The 17,582-nt window shown below is 67.2% G+C and carries 13 protein-coding genes; 8 read left to right on the top strand and 5 right to left on the bottom strand.

What is annotated here, in order from left to right; all coding sequences use genetic code 11:
- Positions 1 to 178: 178 nt before the first annotated feature.
- Both ACK4S9_RS18800 and sodC read left to right on the top strand, forming a co-directional pair.
- Complete coding sequence (locus ACK4S9_RS18800) at positions 179 to 2,863, top strand: ATP-binding protein (protein ID WP_409728813.1); 2,685 nt, start codon at positions 179 to 181, stop codon at positions 2,861 to 2,863.
- Positions 2,864 to 2,975: 112 nt separating this feature from the next.
- Entirely contained in the window at positions 2,976 to 3,497 is a 522-nt protein-coding gene (sodC, locus tag ACK4S9_RS18795) for a superoxide dismutase [Cu-Zn] SodC (RefSeq protein WP_409728811.1), read from the top strand.
- A 107-nt stretch (positions 3,498 to 3,604) separates the two neighbouring features.
- Here the strand turns inward: sodC and hpaR are convergent, their stop codons facing one another.
- Complete coding sequence (hpaR, locus tag ACK4S9_RS18790) at positions 3,605 to 4,057, bottom strand: homoprotocatechuate degradation operon regulator HpaR (protein WP_409728809.1); 453 nt, start codon at positions 4,055 to 4,057, stop codon at positions 3,605 to 3,607.
- Positions 4,058 to 4,201: 144 nt separating this feature from the next.
- Between hpaR and ACK4S9_RS18785 the strand changes: the two genes are divergently transcribed.
- Both ACK4S9_RS18785 and ACK4S9_RS18780 read left to right on the top strand, forming a co-directional pair.
- Positions 4,202 to 5,143, top strand: coding sequence for a bestrophin family protein (locus ACK4S9_RS18785; RefSeq protein ID WP_409728807.1), 942 nt, complete (start codon positions 4,202 to 4,204; stop codon positions 5,141 to 5,143).
- A 24-nt stretch (positions 5,144 to 5,167) separates the two neighbouring features.
- Positions 5,168 to 6,679 (top strand): acetyl-CoA hydrolase/transferase family protein, encoded by a 1,512-nt coding sequence (locus tag ACK4S9_RS18780; protein ID WP_409728805.1) that lies wholly within the window; start codon positions 5,168 to 5,170, stop codon positions 6,677 to 6,679.
- A 125-nt stretch (positions 6,680 to 6,804) separates the two neighbouring features.
- Here ACK4S9_RS18780 and ACK4S9_RS18775 read toward each other — a convergent pair whose 3' ends face one another.
- The 3 genes from ACK4S9_RS18775 to ACK4S9_RS18765 form a co-directional block, all read right to left on the bottom strand.
- Positions 6,805 to 8,454: a M28 family peptidase gene (locus ACK4S9_RS18775; protein WP_409728803.1), complete on the bottom strand. Its 1,650-nt coding sequence runs from the start codon at positions 8,452 to 8,454 to the stop codon at positions 6,805 to 6,807.
- 64 nt (positions 8,455 to 8,518) lie between these two features.
- Positions 8,519 to 10,846: a M28 family peptidase gene (locus ACK4S9_RS18770; RefSeq protein ID WP_409728801.1), complete on the bottom strand. Its 2,328-nt coding sequence runs from the start codon at positions 10,844 to 10,846 to the stop codon at positions 8,519 to 8,521.
- A gap of 104 nt (positions 10,847 to 10,950) precedes the next feature.
- Positions 10,951 to 11,616, bottom strand: a complete 666-nt coding sequence (locus ACK4S9_RS18765) for an energy transducer TonB (protein WP_409728799.1) — start codon at positions 11,614 to 11,616, stop codon at positions 10,951 to 10,953.
- 330 nt (positions 11,617 to 11,946) lie between these two features.
- Here ACK4S9_RS18765 and ACK4S9_RS18760 point away from each other — a divergent pair, with 330 nt between their 5' ends.
- Genes ACK4S9_RS18760 through ACK4S9_RS18745 form a run of 4 tightly spaced genes read left to right on the top strand, consistent with a single transcriptional unit; the run spans position 11,947 to position 16,758 of the window.
- Positions 11,947 to 12,600, top strand: coding sequence for a response regulator transcription factor (locus ACK4S9_RS18760; RefSeq protein WP_027867316.1), 654 nt, complete (start codon positions 11,947 to 11,949; stop codon positions 12,598 to 12,600).
- A gap of 8 nt (positions 12,601 to 12,608) precedes the next feature.
- A complete protein-coding gene (locus tag ACK4S9_RS18755) occupies positions 12,609 to 13,541 on the top strand; it encodes a hypothetical protein (protein ID WP_409728797.1) in 933 nt (310 codons plus the stop codon).
- The gene (locus ACK4S9_RS18750; protein ID WP_409728795.1) at positions 13,538 to 15,052 is read left to right on the top strand and encodes an ATP-binding protein; all 1,515 of its coding nucleotides are present in this window, start codon (positions 13,538 to 13,540) and stop codon (positions 15,050 to 15,052) included. The genes ACK4S9_RS18755 and ACK4S9_RS18750 overlap by 4 nt, the downstream gene beginning before the upstream one ends.
- A gap of 17 nt (positions 15,053 to 15,069) precedes the next feature.
- Positions 15,070 to 16,758, top strand: a complete 1,689-nt coding sequence (locus ACK4S9_RS18745) for a M14 family zinc carboxypeptidase (RefSeq protein WP_409728793.1) — start codon at positions 15,070 to 15,072, stop codon at positions 16,756 to 16,758.
- A 49-nt stretch (positions 16,759 to 16,807) separates the two neighbouring features.
- Here ACK4S9_RS18745 and ACK4S9_RS18740 read toward each other — a convergent pair whose 3' ends face one another.
- Complete coding sequence (locus ACK4S9_RS18740) at positions 16,808 to 17,530, bottom strand: choice-of-anchor K domain-containing protein (protein ID WP_409728790.1); 723 nt, start codon at positions 17,528 to 17,530, stop codon at positions 16,808 to 16,810.
- Positions 17,531 to 17,582 lie beyond the last annotated feature (52 nt).

The following is a 17,582-nucleotide window of genomic DNA, read 5'->3' as shown; positions in this document are numbered from 1 at the left end:
ACGCTATGTGATCCATTTAACTCATCCGTACGCCCGTCCCCTGTAATGACTGCTATGATGCACAGCTGAGTTAGCGATCCATCCATATCCTTTCCCAGCGAGCACCATGCCTTGGCCTTTTGACGCGGCTTCCGACCCTGCAAGCGCATCGACGACCATGTCCGAGATGGAGCGCCGTATGCGCGCCCATCCCTGGGAGACCACCCCTGTCGGTCCCGTCGACGGCTGGCCCCAGAGCCTGAAAAGCGCCGTCCGCACCGTCCTCGACCTGCGCCTGCCGGCGCATCTCGCCTGGGGCGACTCCTACGTCCAGTTCTTCAACGACGCCTACCTGCCGGTCCTCGGCGACAAGCAGGACGCCGCCCTGGGCAACGACGTGCGCCTCACCTGGCCCGAGATCTGGTCGACCATCGGCCCGATGTGGGAGCAGGTGCGGCAAGGAGAGGCGCTCGGCTCCGGCGACCTGCCGCTGACGATCAACCGCTACGGCTACTACGAAACCTGCTACTTCAGCTATTCGTACAGCCCGATCTACGGCGATAGCGGCAAGGTCGAAGGCGTGCTGACCACCTTCGCCGACATCACCAAGGCCGTGTTGGGCGAGCGCCGCCACGCCTACCAGGTCAAGCTGGCCGACACCCTGAGCCGCGAAACCGAATTCGGCCCGATGCTCAAGGCCACCATCGCCCTCACCAGCGAGTACTTCGCCAATGCGAACGTCGCCTACGTCGAGCTCGACGAGGACAAGCGCACCTTCACCGTCAAGGAAGAGTGGAAAGACGGCGTCGAGACCGGCGGGGCGCAGGGCACGCTGCCGGTGGACATGCTGTCGCCGAACCAGCTCGCCGCGCTGCACGCCGGCGCCACCATCTGCATCAACGACGTCTCGACCGACGCCGAATGCGCGGCCGTCGCCAAGCCCTGCCTCATGCTCGGCATCCATTCGGTGGTGGTCATCCCGCTGAAGGATGGCGACCGCCTGCACGGCGCCGGCTTCCTGTACAAGGACCACGCCTACCGCTGGACCATCGATGAGCGCAGCCTGGCCGAAGACCTGGCGCGCCGCACCTGGGAGGCCTTGCGCCGCATCCGCGCCGAGGAAGCGCTGCGCGAAGAGACGCGCATGCTCGAGCTGCTCAACCGCGCCGGCAGCGTGCTGGCGTCCACCCTCGACATGGACACCCTGCTGCAATCGGTCACCGACGCCGCCACCGAACTGACCGGGGCCGAGTTCGGCGCCTTCTTCTACAACGACAAGGATGCCAACGGCGACGCCTATCAGCTGTACACGCTCAGTGGCGCCCCGCGCGCAGCCTTCGAAGGCTTCGGCCATCCGCGCCCGACCGCGGTCTTCGCGCCCACCTTCAGCGGCGGCCCGCCGGTGCGCAGCGACGACATCACCAAGGACCCGCGCTACGGCAGCATGGGGCCGCACCACGGCATGCCGAAAGGACACCTGCCGGTGCGCAGCTACCTGGCCGCCGCGGTCGGTTCGCGCTCGGGCGAGGTGCTGGGCGGCCTGTTCTTCGGCCACTCGCAACCGAAGATGTTCGACGAGCGCACCGAGCAGCTGATCGCCGGCTTCGTGGCCCAGGCCGCGGTGGCGATCGACAATGCGCGCCTGTACGAACTGGCGCAGCGCGCCGCGAAGGAACGCGAAGGCATCCTGGCCAGCGAGCGCGCGGCTAGAGCCGAGGCCGAGCGCCACAGCAAGATGAAGGACGAATTCCTCGCCATGCTGGCGCACGAGCTGCGCAACCCGCTGGCGCCGATCACCAACGCGGCCCAGCTGCTGCGCATGCCCAGCGTCGACGAGAGCCTGCGCCTGAAGGCCAGCAGCATCATCTCGCGCCAGGTGCGTCACATGACGGACCTGGTGGACGACCTGCTGGACGTGTCGCGGGTCACGCGCGGCCTGGTCAAGCTCGAGACCGAGACGCTCGAACTGACCGGCGTGCTGCGCGCCGCCGTCGAGCAGGCCCGCCCGCACATCGAGGAACGCAAGCACGCGCTGGCGGTGGAAGCGCCCATGCACCCGGTGCTCGTCGCCGGCGACCGCACGCGCCTGGTGCAGGTGCTGGTGAACCTCCTGAACAACGCGGCCAAGTACACGCCCCAGGGCGGCAGGATCACGCTGCGCCTGGAGGCCGGGCCCGAACAGGCGCGCATGACCGTGATCGACAATGGCGCCGGCATGGACGCCAAGCTGCTGCCCCACGTGTTCGACCTGTTCACCCAGGCCGAGCGCACCCCGGACCGCTCGCAGGGCGGCCTCGGGATCGGCCTGGCGCTGGTCAAGACCATCGTGCAGATGCACGGCGGGCAGGTGGAGGCGCACAGCGACGGGCCGAACCTGGGTTCGGCGGTATCGGTGCTGCTGCCCCTGGCCCAGGAAGCCGCCGGCCTGGTGGCGCCGGCGCCGCCGCGCGCGGCGCCCGGGGCGCTGCCGGTTGCGCCGTGCACGCTCACCATCGTCGACGACAACGTCGACGCGGCCCAGTCGCTGGCGGTGCTGCTGCGCGAGCAGGGGCATACCGTGCACGTGTTCGACGGCGCCATGCGCACGCTCGCCTCCGGCGAGATCGCCGACACCCACGCCTTCATCCTCGACATCGGCCTGCCCGACATGACCGGCTACGAGCTGGCGCGCCGCCTGCGCCGCGACCATCCGGACGCCAGCTTCATCGCGCTCACCGGCTACGGCCAGGCGCGCGATCGCGACCTGTCGAAACAGGCCGGCTTCGACCACCACCTGGTCAAGCCGGTGGAGTTCCGGGCGCTGGCCGACATCCTGGCCCGGCTGCCCCAGTGCCAGCCGCCGGCGGCCATGGCGCCGGAACCGGATGTCGCGGGCGTCAGCTGAGATGCAAGCCGCCGCGCTGGCGGGACGCTCTCCGGAACATCCCCCATCCACGCGGATGGAATACACTTGCATGGCTTTTTATTATCTCAACCGGATCTCGAAGGAGGTGTGTATGAACATTCGATGGATGTGCGCCGTCATGCTGGGCGCCACCTGTGCCCTTGCCAATGCCGCCGACATGAAGGTCACCATGAAGATGGCGACCGACAAAGGAGAAGGCGCCGAGGTCGGCACCGTGACCATCAGCGAAACGAAGCATGGCCTCGTGTTCACCCCGGCATTGAAGAGCCTGCCGGCCGGCCTGCACGGCTTCCATGTGCACGAAAACGGCAGCTGCGGCCCGAATCAGAAGGACGGCAAGCCGGTGCCCGCGGGCGCCGCCGGCGGCCACCTGGATCCGGCCAAGACCGGCAAGCACGGCCTGCCCTGGGGCGACGGCCACCTGGGCGACCTGCCGGCCCTGACGGTGGACGACAAGGGCAACGCCACCAACCCGGTGCTGGCGCCGCGCCTGAAGATGGCGGACGTCAAGGGCAAGGCCCTGATGGTCCACGCGGGTGGCGACAACCACGCCGACCATCCGGCGCCGCTGGGCGGCGGCGGCGCGCGGATCGCCTGCGGCGTGATCCAGTAAGCCCCGGGTCAACTCAGGGTGTGAAATTACATGTCAATTTTGTTAAAAAATTGAAATAATATTTCACGCCCAGCCAGCGCTCCGGCATGTTGCAGCCGGGGCAGGATTCACTCGTCCGTCAACGCTTCACGCTTCGGCAATTCCACTTGTTCCACCTGCGTGGCCTGCGCCGCGATGAAGCCGGCCAGCGCGCTCGACAGGCCGTCCAGCACACCCTTTCCCCACGCCTTTTCCATCAAGCGGTACTGACGTTCGATCAGCGGCGCGATCTCGTCGAACAGCGCGTCGCCCTTCGGCGCCAGGCTCACCATCACCCGGCGTGCATCGGCCGCCACGCGGCGGCGCTGCACCAGGCCGATCTCTTCCATGCGCGCCAGCACCCCGGCCATGCTCGGACTCAGGATCTGGCACAGCTCGCACAGCTCGCGCGGCTCGAGCTGTTCGTGCTCGTCCAGCGCGCGCAGGATGCGCCACTGCTGCTCGGTCACCCCGAAGTGGTTCAGCACTGGGCGGAAGTGCGACATCAGCGCGTCGCGCGCCTTCAACAGCTGCTGCGGCAAGTCTCGGTTGCTTATGCGGCGGGACACGGTTTACTCCAATCTGCGGTTCGATGAGCTTGACTGGCTAACATATTAGTGATTAACTTACGAACATATTAGCGAATACCGGCGCCTGCCGGTATCTTTTTTCAAGCGGCAAAGATCGTGATTATCCGAGACAGGCCCTCCGGCCTCAAGCTGTTCCTGCTGGTGCGCGGCTCTGTCCTGCAACGCATCATGCCCGTGCTCGCCGTGAACGTGGCGATCGCCATCGCGGTCACCTGGACGCACGGGGTGCTCGGCGGCCTGAAGATCACCGTCACCCCGATTCCCTTCACCCTGATCGGCCTGCCGCTCGCGATCTTCCTCGGTTTTCGCAACAATTCGGCCTACGACCGTTTTTGGGAAGGGCGCAAGCTGTGGGGCGAGCTGGTGCTGCGCAGCCGCAACCTGGCGCGCCAGTGCACCGGCCTGATCGGGGGCGAGGGCCCGGCCCTGGCCCGCAACGGCCTGCAGGACGTGCGGGTGCGCATGGTCCTGCGCGCCGTCGCCTTCTGCGCCTGCCTGCGCGACCTGCTGCGCCAGCACCCGCCCGACCCGCGGCTGGCCCGCTTCCTCGCGCCACGCGAATTCGAACGGATGCAGGGCGCGCCCAACAAACCGGACTACCTGATGCGGCAGATGGGCCAGGACCTCGGCCAGTGCGTGCAGGCGGGCCGCATCGAGGCCTGCCTGGCCGCCAACATCGACGCCACGCTGTCCGCGATGACGGCGGCAGCCGCCTCGTGCGAGCGCATCAAGAATACCCCGATTCCCTTCTCGTACTCGGTGCTGCTGCACCGCACCGCGTACATGTACTGCTTCCTGCTGCCCTTCGGCCTGGTCGACACCCTCGAGTTCATGACGCCGGTGGTGGTGGCGATCGTGGCCTACACCTTCTTCGGCCTCGACGCCCTCGGCGACGAGCTCGAGGAGCCCTTCGGCATGGAGCCGAACGACCTGCCGCTGGACGCCATCTGCCGCGCGATCGAGATCGACCTGCGCAGCGCGCTGGAGGACGAGGACATCCCGCCGCCCCTGCAGGCGGTCGACTTCCGTTTGATGTAATTCCGTAGCCCCTTCGAGGACCACATGCACCACGACGAACACGTTCTACACGACCGCATCCGCCTGCCGCAGCTGCGCGAACGCATCACCAGCGCCGCCCGGGCGGCCGCCTGGATCAGCGACGGCATGACCGTCGGCATGAGCGGCTTCACCCGCGCCGGCGACGCCAAGGCGGTGCCGCTGGCGCTGGCCGAGCGCGCCCGCCAGGAGCCCCTGAAGATCACCCTGATCACCGGCGCCTCGCTCGGCGGCGACACCGACAGGCAGCTCACCGAGTCCGGCGCCCTGGCGCGCCGCATGCCCTTCCAGACCGACCCGGCGCTGCGCGCGGCCATCAACAGCGGCGAAGTGATGTTCATGGACCAGCACCTGTCCGAGACCGTCGAATTGCTGCGTACGCGCCAGATCGCGCCGGTCGACGTGGCCGTGATCGAAGCGGTGGCCATCACCGAGGCCGGCGGCATCATTCCCACGACCTCGGTCGGCAACAGCGCCAGCTTCGCGATCCTGGCCGAGAAGGTGATCGTCGAGATCAACATGAGCGTGTCGCCTGCGCTGGAAGGCCTGCACGACATCTTCATCCCCAAGCGCCGCCCCAGCCGCGAGCCGATGCCGCTCATGAACGTGAGCGACCGCATCGGCACCACCGCCATCGAGATCCCGCCGGAGAAGATCGTCGCCATCGTCTTCACCGAGAAGCACGACAGCGCCTCGACCATCCTGCCGCCGGACGCCGAGACCGCCGCCATCGCCGGCCACCTGATCGACTTCTTCGGCGCGGAGATCGCCCAGGGCCGCCTGACCGAAAGCCTGATGCCGATCCAGGCCGGCATCGGCACCATCGCCAACGCGGTGGTGTCGGGCCTGAACGAGGGGCCGTTCAAGCACCTGACCATGTATTCGGAAGTGCTGCAGGATTCGACCTTCGAGCTGTTCGACTCCGGCAAGCTGGATTTCGCCTCGGGCTCCTCGATCACCGTGTCCGAAGCCAAGGCCCGCGAAGTGTTCGGCAACATCGAACGCTACAAGGACCGCCTGGTGCTGCGCCCGCAAGAGGTGAGCAACCATCCCGAAGTCGTGCGCCGCCTGGGCATCATCGCCATCAACACGGCGCTCGAGTTCGACATCTACGGCAACGTCAACTCGACCCACGTGTCGGGCACGCACATGATGAACGGGATCGGCGGCTCGGGCGACTTCGCACGCAACGCCTATCTGTCGGTATTCGCCACCAAGTCGGTGGCCAAGGGCGGCAAGATCTCGAGCATCGTGCCGATGGTCTCGCACGTGGACCATAACGAGCACGACGTCGACATCGTCGTCACCGAAGTCGGCCTGGCCGACCTGCGCGGGCTGGCGCCGCGCGAACGGGCGCAACGCATCATCGACAACTGCGTGGCCGAGCCCTACAAGGCGATGCTGCGCGAGTATGTGGAAGAGGCCAACCGGGGCGGGGGACAGACGCCGCACGTGCTGGAGAAGGCGTTCTCGTGGCACGTGCGCTACCGCGAGACGGGGTCGATGCTGCCGGCGTAAACGCGACGCATATAACTTGGGTACCCGCCTTCGCGGGTACGACGACTCAAGAGCAATGGTGCTCCCGGCACGTCGTTCCCGCGCAGGCGGGAACCCAATTTCACATCCGAAGTCGTACAGCCAGATTACTTGGCCGCGGTACGGGCTTTACCGAACGGATCCCCCGCCTTCCACTGCGGCGCCTTCGGCGAATCCGCCACCATGCGGCCCAGGTTCAGCGTGAACTGCGCCTGCTGCACCATGCCCGACAGGTCCCAGCTCGGATCGTATTCGTCGTTTGCCTGGTGGTAGCGCGCGCCGTAGGCTTTGCGCTTGGCGTTGCTCGCTTCCACGTCCTTCACCCAGCTGCTGCCCGCGCCCACCGAGAACGCCGGCACGCCGGCCTTGGCGAAGCTGAAGTGGTCGCTGCGGAAGTAGCCGCCGCCCAGGTCGGGCCGGCTCGGGGCGATGCTCATGCCCATGCTCTTGGCGGTGGCGGCCGCCATCGCGCCCAGGTCGCTGCGCTCGCTGCCCGGGGTGCTCACGTCCTTCACCAGTCCCACGAAGTTCAGGCTGTCCAGGTTCAGGTTGGCCACCGTCTTCTCGATCGGCCACAGCGGTGCGGCGGCATAGGCCGCGCTGCCCAGCAGGCCCTGTTCCTCGGCCGCGACCCACAGGAACATCTGGCTGCGCTTGGCCGGGCTGCGCACGGCTTCCTGCGCCATCGCCAGCAGGGCGGCGGTGCCGGAGGCATTGTCGACCGCGCCGTTGAAGATGGTGTCGCCCTCGGTTCCCTGCTTGCCCATGTGGTCCCAGTGCGCGCTGTAGACCACCAGCTCGTCCTTCAGCTTCGGATCGGTGCCCGGCACGATGCCGGCCACGTTGAATTCGTTCAGGGTGCGCACCGCGGCGCGCGCCTCGCCCTTGACGCGGGCGTTCAGCACGACCGGCTGGAAGCCCTTGTCTTCGGCGGCCGCACGCAGCTTGTCGAGGTCCTGGCCGCTTGCTGCGAACAGCTTGCGCGCGGTGGCGTCGGTCATCCAGCCTTGCAGGCCGGTGCCCAGCTTGCCCTCGGCCAGCTGGAAGCGCTCGGCGTTGGCCCAGCTGTTCTGCACCACGCTCCAGCCGTACGAGGCCGAGGCGTCGGTGTGGATCAGCAGGACGCCGGCCGCGCCCTGGCGCGCCGCTTCTTCCAGTTTATAGGTCCAGCGGCCGTAGTAGGTCAGGCCCTCGCCGTTGAAACGCTTCGGTTCGGCGGCGGTCGGCTTGGGATCGTTCACCATCATCACCAGCACCTTGCCCTTCAAGTCCTGGCCCTTGAAGTCGTCCCAGCCTTCTTCCGGCGCATTGATGCCGTAGCCGACGAAGACCAGCTCGGCGTCGAGCGTGTGGTCGGCCTTGGCATCGCCCGGACCCCAGACCCAGTCGGGGCCGAATTGCGCAGCCAGCTGCTGGCCGCCGGCGAACAGGCCGATGCTGCTCTTCTCCGGCAGCGAGCGTACGCCGGCGATCTTCACCGGCTGGCGGTAGCTGCCCTTGTTCGCGGGCTGCAGGCCGATCGCGGCACTCTGGGTTTCGAGGTAGGTGACGGTCAGCTCGCCGCCGCGCTGGCCGGTGCCGCGGCCTTCGACGGCGTCGGACGCCAGGAAGGCGAGGTGGGCGCGCAGGGGCGCTTCCTTGACGGTGGCAGCCTGTGCGGACTGCGGTGCCTTGGGCGCGGCGGCGTGGGCCGGATAGGCCAGCGCCAGGCTGCTTGCGAGGACGGTGAGGACAACGGAGGAGACGATCTTGTGCATGGCTTCCTGCTGCTTGGTTAATCGGGGTGTGCACGCTGTGCGTCGAACATTGTATGCCAACTGTTCAGTAGAACCGCAACACGTCCCTTGAAACCGTCATGCCGGTTCCCGGCATCCGCGGCGGTGCGCCGGGCGGCAGGAGGTGTTCCGGCAGCCCCGGGATGCGTTCCTCGATCATCACCGCCAGCGGGTCGTCGTTCGGCGCGTCGAGGGTAAAGCGCAGCAGCTGGTCTTCCATCCCGTACAGCGACAGCGACCATGGGCTCTCGCTTGACGTCAGCACCCGGCCATTGAGGGTGGAGCGGCGCGGCTTGGTGCCGGCCACCCACATCTCGACGTGCGGGGCGCGGTTCTTCGAGCGCAGCGTGAACTCCACCCGGCGCAGCGGCGGATTCGGCGACGGCGGAGCCAGCCGCGGGTTGCGCAGCATAGTGGCGTCGGGGAAGGCGATGCGGTCCTCGCGCGGCGCGACCGCGAGCCACTGGCGCGGGCTGCGCCAGCCGAACACGTCGACGTGGATCAACGGCTTGTCCAGGTTCGGGAACAACTGTTTCGACCAGGCGTCGAGCGGCTCCGGCGGCAGCAGCCAGTAGGCGCGCCAGCTGTTCATGTCCTTGAAGTAGACCAGGCGGTTCGGCTCGATGCCGGGCCGCTCCGCCGGCGCCGGGCCGGACGCCTGCCCCGGCAACGCCAGGCAGGCGGCGAACGCCGCGGCTGCTCCGGCGCAGACCACGCGCCCGAGGGGCAGCAGCAGGAGCAGGCTGGCGAAGCACAGCAGCGCGGCGGCGATCAGCACCGCCAGCACGTACAGTCCCTGCGGGCCGACCTCGACCCAGACCTCGCGCAATACCGGCAGGATGACAAGCGGCGCGGGAAGCAGGCCGGCGGCAAGGATCGCCGCGCGCAGCGGCAAGGGCCGCGGCGCCTCCAGCGCCGTGAAGGCCGCCAGCGCCGCGGCCAGCGGCCATGCCAGCAGCCAGGCGGTCTCCGGCGCCCACAGGAGCAGCAGCAGCAGCGCCAGCGCCAGCCACGCCATCGATCCCAGGAACACGGGTACCGCGCCGATCAGGCGGCGCAGCAGGTAGAGCGCGCCGACGAACAGGCAGGCGCCCGACACCAGGAACACCACCGCGGGTCCGGTTTGCTGCCCTTGCGCCAGCGCGGCCAGTTCGTAGCGCCGCTCCCACAACAGCATCCGGGCCGCCAGCAGGAGCAGCGCCACGCCGAAGAAGCCCTGCACCAGCGGCGCCACCGTGGCGGCGCTGTCGAGCGCGGCCCGGCGGTAGCCGCGCGCCAGCATCAGGACGGCCAGCGCCGCCAGGCCCCAGCACAGGACGGCGGAATGCTGGACGCTGCCGAACGGGGGCAGGGTGAACCAGGCGTGCGGCCCGTAGCTGCCGCGCGCAAGCGTCTGCGCGCCGAAGTGCCTGGACAGGCGCAGCATGGTGTCGCCCAGGTGGGCCAGCAGGGCCGGGTCGAGGCGCTCCACGGAGTCGAGCGTGCGCTGGCCGCCGAAGGGCCGTCCGGTATTGGCGAACAGCAGGGCGGGAGCGTCGATGGCGGCCAGGGGGCCGATGCGCGGCGTGTCCGGCAGCAGCGAGTAGAAGCGCGCCATCAGGGACGAACCGCCCATGCCGGGCGCCGCTTGCGCCACGCCGCCCAGCGCGCCGCTGCCGGCGTTGCTTGCCCCATAGAGCCGCAAAGGCCCGGCGCTGCCGGTGGCATCGAATTTCAGCGTCAGGCCGACCTCGCCCGCCACCGGATGCTGTTCGGCGAAGCCCTTGGCGCCCAGCGCGCCGACCTCCTCGCCATCGAGGAACAGCATCACGATGTCGTTCAGGTGCGCGTTCGGGTGTGCCGGACCGAGATGCAGCGCGCGCGCGGTCTCGATCATGGCCGCCACCTGGGCCGCGCCGCGCGCCGCGCCGAGCGTGGCATTGCCGCTGTCGTAGTGCGCCGCCAGCAGCAGCACCGGGCGGCGCATCCGGTCCGGTGCGCTGCCGGGCAGGCGCACCACGATGTTGTGGACGACGCCGAGGGTCACGTCGGTGCCGCCCCAGAAGCGGATGCTGGTCTTCTGCACGGTGGCGGTCGCTACCTGCGGCTGCAGGCCGATGGCGCGCAACTGCTCGACGATGTAGGCGCGCGCCCGGGCATTGGCGGCGGTGGCGATCGGGCGCGGCTGCGCGGCCAGCACCGACACGTGGCGCATCATCCGCTCCAGCGCCGGCCCGGCGGCTTGGGCAGGTGGCGCAGGTGGCGCGGCGGGGTGGCTGGCGGCCCAGGCCAGTACGGCCAGCACGGCGGCGCCGAGCAGGCCGGCCGCCAGCGCGGCCAGCCTGGTTCCGGCAAAGGCGCGCGCTGGCGCCATCGGTGATCCAGCGGTAAGCATGCTTCTCTCTCCTCGTTGTTTGTATTGGTGCTGCCTGCCTGGTCTTGCGTAGAGCGAAAAAAAGCCCGCGATGAAAAGCGGGCGAAGAAGGGAACGGAAATGGTTTATTCGAGCGTCCAGACGTAGGCGATCTGCCCCCATCCGGCCTGGGCGACGCCGTTGCTCATGGCCGGCTTGAACTGGCACAGGCTCAGGGCGTTCAGCGCGGCGCGGTCCAGTTCGCGGTGGCCGCTGGTCCTCTGGACCCGCGCATCCTGCACCCGGCCGTCCGGGCCGACCAGCAGCGCCAGGGTCACGGTGCCGGTGTCGCCGTTGCGCGCCGCGTTCACCGGGTAGTCCGGCTTGGCGCAGCCGTCGGCATTGGCCAGCACGGCGCTGCCCATCTGGCCCGGGTTGCTGTTCGAAGTTGCCTGCTGGGCGGGCGCCGTGTCGCTGGTGGAAGGCAGCGCCTGTTCGACGGCCGGCTCCGGTTCGGTGCTGGCCTGGATGGTTTGCTCGACCGGCGGCGGCGGCACGTCGACTTCCGGCGCCGGCACCACGATCGGCGGCTTGACCGCCTTCACCACCGGCTGCGGCGGCTGCGGCGGCGGGGGAGGCGGCACGTCGGGCTGGATCCAGACCGTCGCGTCTTCGATCAGCTTCGGCAGGGTGATGGTCTTGGAATTCATCACATTGATCAGGCCCATGCCTACCAATACGTGCAGGCCGGCGACGGCTGCGAATTTCCCGGCTTTGCCGCCGGTTCCATCGTTGAGTTGCGTGAAGTGCATGGCGTTCTCCTCTTCTTGTTGGGCTCGGCAATTGCATCGCAGAACTTTTTGCTTAAGGAAGGATATGCATCTGACAGCTGATGGAATAAATATATGCTAGGGCTTGGTAGTATGTAAAGCTATTTCTTGGTAATTTTGCTTCCAGTTGTAAGTCCGTTTGGTGAAAAGTCGTGGAATGGCTGGGACTCGCGTCATGGCCCGTTGTATGAAATAATCCTCCTCATACCCGTAAGCTTTCTGTTCCTTGGCACACAGCCCTGCCAGCGATTGGTAAGCGAATGACAGCGTCATATTGCGTGCGCCAACAAGCGGGTGATCAACAGGAGTGAAATGGTGTCCGAACAGAAAAAACCGATCCGTGTGATGCTTGCGGACGACCACCCGATCGTCATGACCGGCTTTGCCATGTCGCTGGAGGCGGCCGGCATGCAGGTGGTGGGGCAGGCCAAGACCCCGAGCGAAGCGGTGGCGCTGTATGCGTCGCAGCAGCCCGACGTCGTCATCCTCGACATGCGTTTCGGGACCGAGCTCACCGGCCTCGATGCCGCGCAGAGCATCCTGAAGGACGACCCGCGCGCCAAGATCATCTTCCTGAGCCAGTTTGACCAGGACAGCCTGATCAAGGAAACCTACCGCATGGGCGCCCATGCCTTCGTCACCAAGGATTGCGACCCGTCCGACCTGGTGACCGCGGTGCGCCATGCGCACGACGGCAAGCTGTACTTCCTGCCGCAGATCGCCTCGCGCCTGGCCAGCATGGCGGTGCGCGGCGACGTGACGCCGCAATCGCAACTGGACGAGCGCGGGCTGGAGATCTTCAAGCTGATGGCCGAAGGCCTGACCAATGCCGAAATCGCCGAGAAGCTCGACCTGTCGACCAAGACCATCAGCAACATCAGCCAGTCGATCAAGGAAAAGCTGGGCGTGCACCGCCAGGCCAACATCACCCTGCTGGCCGTGAAGCACGGCCTGATCGAACCTTAAGAGAAGCGATGCGCCTCCCGACGTCCCTGCGCGCGGCCGTGGCTGCGCTGGCGCTCCTTGCCGGCGCGGCGCAGGCGCAGCTTGCCGAACCGGTCCGCAAGGACGAGGAGATCACCGGCTTTCGCTTCCAGATCCTCACCGGCGACGACAGCGAGGTCACGCGCCGCATCGCCGAAGACCTGTACAAGCGCCTGGTGCCCACCTTCGCGGGCTTTCGCACCGAACTGGGCCAGCGCCGCCGCATGCTCTACGTGGCCATCGGCCCGGCCGCGCTGCGCGACGCCGTGGCGCGCCGCTGCGATTGCGTGATCATCTCCGCCTTCACCTCCAGCCAGGTGTGGCGCGTGCTCACCGCCAAGACCCCGGCCGCGCGCGCCGGCTTGACCACCGCCGTGTATGCCGAGCCGGCGCCGGCCGACCAGCTGCGCCTGGCCACGCTGCTGTACGGCCGCCCGGTGCGGGTCGGCGCCATCCTGGGCGAAGACACCACCTTCCTGCGTCCGGCGCTGGAGCCGGACGTCGAGGTGCAGCCCTTCGCCCTGGGGGACGACATCAACCACACCCTCAACCGCATGACGCGCTCCGAGGTGCTGCTGGCCATGCCCGACGGCGACGTCTACAACCCGGAGAACGTGCGCAACATCCTGCTCTCGACCTACCGCCGCAAGCAGGGCGTGATCGGCTTCTCGGCCGACATGGTGAAGGTCGGCGCGCTGGCCACCACGTATTCCGAGATCGAGGACATCAACACCCAGGTGGCCGAGATCGCGGCCGCCTTCGTTGTCACCGGCGACCTGCCGCCGCCGCAATTCCCGCGCTACTTCCGCACCGTGGTCAACGAGGGCGTGGCGCGCTCGCTCGACGTGCGCGTGACCGACACCGCGCGCCGCTTCTCGAACCTGCCTGCGAAGCTGGCCGCACGACAGGCGGCCAAGCCATGAAGCTGCGCTTCTGGCGCGGCTGGAGCATCGGCCGGCGCATGGCCTTCATCACCATGCTGCCGGTGACCTTCCTGTTCACCGCCTTCGTGTGGTACTCCTATTATTCGCACCGCGCCCAGGTGGCCGACGAGCTGGCCGAGCGCGGGCGCACCCTGGCGCGCGCGCTGGCCGAGACCAGCGAATACAACGTCATCTCGGGCAACCTGTCCGACCTGCGCCTGACCATCAACGGCCTGGTGCAATCCGACAGCAGCATCTACCGCATCGAAGTGGTGGGCACGGACGGCATCCAGGCCGTGCGCGTCGATTCCGAATCGGCCATCGACGCCCAGGCGCACCATTACGAGGCGCCGATCAAGAAGCAGGTGGTGTGGATCAACCTGTTTACCGACAACGGCACGCCGCACGTGTCGGCCTCCAGCGACCTGCGTCCGCCCACCCTCACCACCGAGATCGTCGGTTGGGTGCGGGTGACGATGTCGCCCTCCAACATGATGGCCAAGCAGACCCGGCGCTTCCGCTTCGAGGTCGGCATGGCCGCGCTGGCGCTGGTGGTCAGCGGCGTGCTGGCCTGGGTGCTGGCGCGCTCGCTGACGGTGCCGCTGCGCGAGGCGATCGGCGCCCTGAGCCGCATCCGCAACGGCGATTTCCGCGTTCACCTGCCGGTCACGACCGGCGGCGAGGTGGGTGAGCTGCAAGCCTCGATCGGCGAGATGTCGCTGGCCCTGGACGAATCCAAGCGCGACCTCGAGAACAAGGTGGCCGAGCGCACCCGCGACCTGCTCGCCTCGCGCAACGAGGCGCTGCGCGCCGACGCCGACAAGCGCAAGCTGATCCAGAAGGTGAACTCGATCATCGAGGACGAGCGCAAGAGCATCGCGGTCGAGATCCACGACGAACTGAACGCGTCCCTGATCGCCGCGCGCCTGGAGGCGCAGTCGATCGGCGCGCTGGCCGCCAAGGCGCCGCCGAGTTCGGAAGTCGAGGAGATCGGGCGCAAGTCGCAGGCCATCACCAAGCTCGCCCTCGACCTGTATGCCAACGGCCGCCGCCTGGTGCGGCGCCTGCGCCCCGAAGTGCTCGACATGCTGGGCCTGCACGGCGCGGTGGAAGAGATGGTGCGCCACTACGACGGCAGCTCGGGCTGCAGCTTCGAATTCCACGGCGAGGGCGATTTTTCGCGCCTGTCGAACGAACTGGCGATTTCCGCCTACCGCATCGTGCAGGAAGCGCTGTCGAACGTGATGAAGCACGCCCACGCGACCTCGGCCCAGGTGCGCCTGGTGCTGGACGAAGGCGCGCAGACCCTGCGCATCGTGGTCGCCGACGACGGCAACGGCTTCGACCCTGCCAGCGCCTCGGAAGGCATCGGCATCATCGGCATGCGCGAGCGCGTGTACGCCGTGCACGGCGTGATGGACGTGCGCTCCAGCGTCGGCGGCGGCACCGTGGTGGCGATCACGCTGCCGCTGCATGCGCCGGCCACCGTCGTGCCGGCCCCAACGGTTTAACTCCCTGTAAAGTCATTATGTCCACTGAACTGCTCACGCCCTTCGAGAAGGGCAACCTGAACCAGACCACCACGCATGCCGAGTGCATCGCCTGGTACCAAGACCTCGCGCGCCGTTATCCGAACGTGCTGCGCTTCCACCAGGTGGGCGTGTCCGACGCCGGCGTGCCGATCCACGCGGGCGTGGTGAGCAGCGACGGCGTGTTCGACCTGGAGGCGATCAAGGCCGCCTCCCGCCCGGTCTTCTTCAACAACAACGGCATCCATCCGGGCGAACCGGAAGGCGTGGACGCCTGCATGGCGCTGGTGCGCGACTTCTGCGCCCAGCCCGAGCGCCTCGCAGCGCTGGGTAGGACCGTGTTCCTGTTCGTCCCGCTGTACAACGTGGACGGCAGCCTGAATCGCGCCGACACCTCGCGCGTGAACCAGGACGGCCCGGAGCAGTTCGGTTTCCGCGGCATGAGCCGCCACCTCGACCTGAACCGCGACTTCATCAAGTGCGACAGCCTGACGGCGCAGGTGTTCAACAAGCTGTTCACGGCCTGGGACCCGGACGTGATGGTCGACACCCACACCTCCAACGGCGCCGACTACAGCTACACCATGACCCTGATCCACACCCAGCCGGACAAGCTGGGCGGAGATTTGGGCGAGTTCCTGCGCTCGACCATGCTGCCGGCCATGTATGCCGACATGGAAGCGCGCGGCTGGCCGACCTGCCCCTACGTGAACCCGGTCAAGGACAGCCCGGACCACGGCATCGCCGACTTCCTCGAGACGGCGCGCTTCTCGACCGGCTACGCGGCCCTGCACCACACCATCGGCTTCATGCCCGAGACGCACATGCTCAAGCCCTTCAAGGACCGCTACGCGTCGATGCGCGCGCTGGTCGAGTGCGCGCTCGATTTCACGATCAGGAACGCGGAACAGATCCAGGCGCTGCGCCGCGCCGCCAAGCAGCTCGGGCGCACCCGCGCCGAATGGCCGATCCACTGGGCGATGGACGAGGCGAACCCGGATACTTTCCGCTTCAAGGGCTACGAGGCCGGGTACAAGCCGAGCGTGCTGGGCACCTATTCGCGCCTGTGGTACGACCGCAGCAAGCCCTGGGAGCGCGACATCGCCTGGTACAACCGCTTCCCGGCCGACATCCACGTGCCGGCGCCGCGCGCCTACGTGCTGCCGCAGCAGTGGCGCGAAGTCGTCGAGCGCCTGCAGTGGAATGGCGTGCGGATGGAACGCGTCGACGCCGATCGCATGGAAGAGGTGGACTATTACCACATCGTCTCGGTGTCCTCGCGCCCGAACGCCTACGAGGGCCACATGTTCCACGACGACATGGTGCTGGAACGGCGCCGTGCCCAGGTCCAGCTGCGCGCCGGCGACTACATCGTGCCGCTCGACCAGGACAATGCGCGCTATGCGGTCGAGACGCTCGAGCCGCTGGGACACGACAGCTTCTTCCGCTGGGGCTTCTTCAACAGCGTGCTGGAGAAGAAGGAAGCGTATTCGGATTACGTGTTCGAGGACCACGCAGCCGAGTTGCTCAACGACGAACCGGCGCTGGCGGCGAAGTTCGAAGCGTGGAAGGAAGCCAATCCGGCGCTGCTGTCGAACCAGGAGGCGGTGCTGGACTTCATCTTCGCGAATTGCGAGCGGTATCGTGAACCGGAGTGGAGGCGTTATCCCGTGTTCATGATGCGCTGAGATCGCGACACCGGCAGGACAGGCGTGCCCCCGTCCTGCCTCGCTGTTGTCAGGCGGTTCTGCGGCGGCGCAGGAAACCAATGCCGACCAGGCCGGCGCCGAGCAGTGCCAGGGAGGCGGGCTCCGGCACCTGCACCGGATCGCTGTCCGGTGGCGCACTTGCCTTGAAGTCGGCGGTGATGTACATCTTCGAGGTCTTGCCTTCCGGGGTGGTCCAGTAGTTTCCGTCGAAGCTGCCGGCCCCTGCGAGCTGGTACTTGATGTCGGACATTTCAATGCCGTTCAGGGCAAACGACAGTCCGGCGAGGTCGGCCATTGTCAGCCCCAGCAACTTGTCGCCGGCCGGGTTTTTGGTATTGAAGATCGAAAAATTGAAGACTTCGGCGTCGCTGACGGCGTTCGGTTGGCTGAATTTGATGTTCAGCGAGTAATCGACCGCGAACATATCCGGGGTCAGCAAGTCCAGGGTGGCACGGTTCGTCCACACCAGTTCGGCCAGGACCACGTCATTCGCGTCCTGCACGTCGACATTCCACTGCCTTTGCTGCGCCACCAAGGTCGATCCATTGGTAAAGAAACCGAAACCCCATTCGAGCACCGTGTCTGGCTGCTTGACGCCATCGAATACATAGCAGGTGCCCCAGCAATTCGAAATGTTAGAGAAACTACCCGTGGAACTGCCCTGGATGAGGGCCGCATTCGCAGTGCCCATACCGAGCACCATTGGAATAGCGCAAGTAGAAGCCAGCAATATGGATCGCAAGAAACTCATATTTCCCCCGGTTAATTAGACTTATCATTTTATAAGCTAAAACCGTGCCAGA

Origin of the sequence: Massilia sp. (assembly GCF_046293535.1) — a bacterium.
Lineage (GTDB): Bacteria > Pseudomonadota > Gammaproteobacteria > Burkholderiales > Burkholderiaceae_D > Telluria.
This window is presented reverse-complemented; position numbering and strand designations above follow the sequence as displayed.

Coding starts and splice junctions, on each gene's coding strand:
- ACK4S9_RS18800 (WP_409728813.1), top strand. CDS start 179: ATGCGCGCCCATCCCTGGGAGACCACCCCTGTCGGTCCCGTCGACGGC.
- sodC (WP_409728811.1), top strand. CDS start 2,976: ATGAACATTCGATGGATGTGCGCCGTCATGCTGGGCGCCACCTGTGCC.
- ACK4S9_RS18780 (WP_409728805.1), top strand. CDS start 5,168: ATGCACCACGACGAACACGTTCTACACGACCGCATCCGCCTGCCGCAG.
- ACK4S9_RS18775 (WP_409728803.1), bottom strand. CDS start 8,454: ATGCACAAGATCGTCTCCTCCGTTGTCCTCACCGTCCTCGCAAGCAGC.
- ACK4S9_RS18770 (WP_409728801.1), bottom strand. CDS start 10,846: ATGCTTACCGCTGGATCACCGATGGCGCCAGCGCGCGCCTTTGCCGGA.
- ACK4S9_RS18765 (WP_409728799.1), bottom strand. CDS start 11,616: ATGCACTTCACGCAACTCAACGATGGAACCGGCGGCAAAGCCGGGAAA.
- ACK4S9_RS18760 (WP_027867316.1), top strand. CDS start 11,947: ATGGTGTCCGAACAGAAAAAACCGATCCGTGTGATGCTTGCGGACGAC.
- ACK4S9_RS18755 (WP_409728797.1), top strand. CDS start 12,609: ATGCGCCTCCCGACGTCCCTGCGCGCGGCCGTGGCTGCGCTGGCGCTC.
- ACK4S9_RS18750 (WP_409728795.1), top strand. CDS start 13,538: ATGAAGCTGCGCTTCTGGCGCGGCTGGAGCATCGGCCGGCGCATGGCC.
- ACK4S9_RS18745 (WP_409728793.1), top strand. CDS start 15,070: ATGTCCACTGAACTGCTCACGCCCTTCGAGAAGGGCAACCTGAACCAG.
- ACK4S9_RS18740 (WP_409728790.1), bottom strand. CDS start 17,530: ATGAGTTTCTTGCGATCCATATTGCTGGCTTCTACTTGCGCTATTCCA.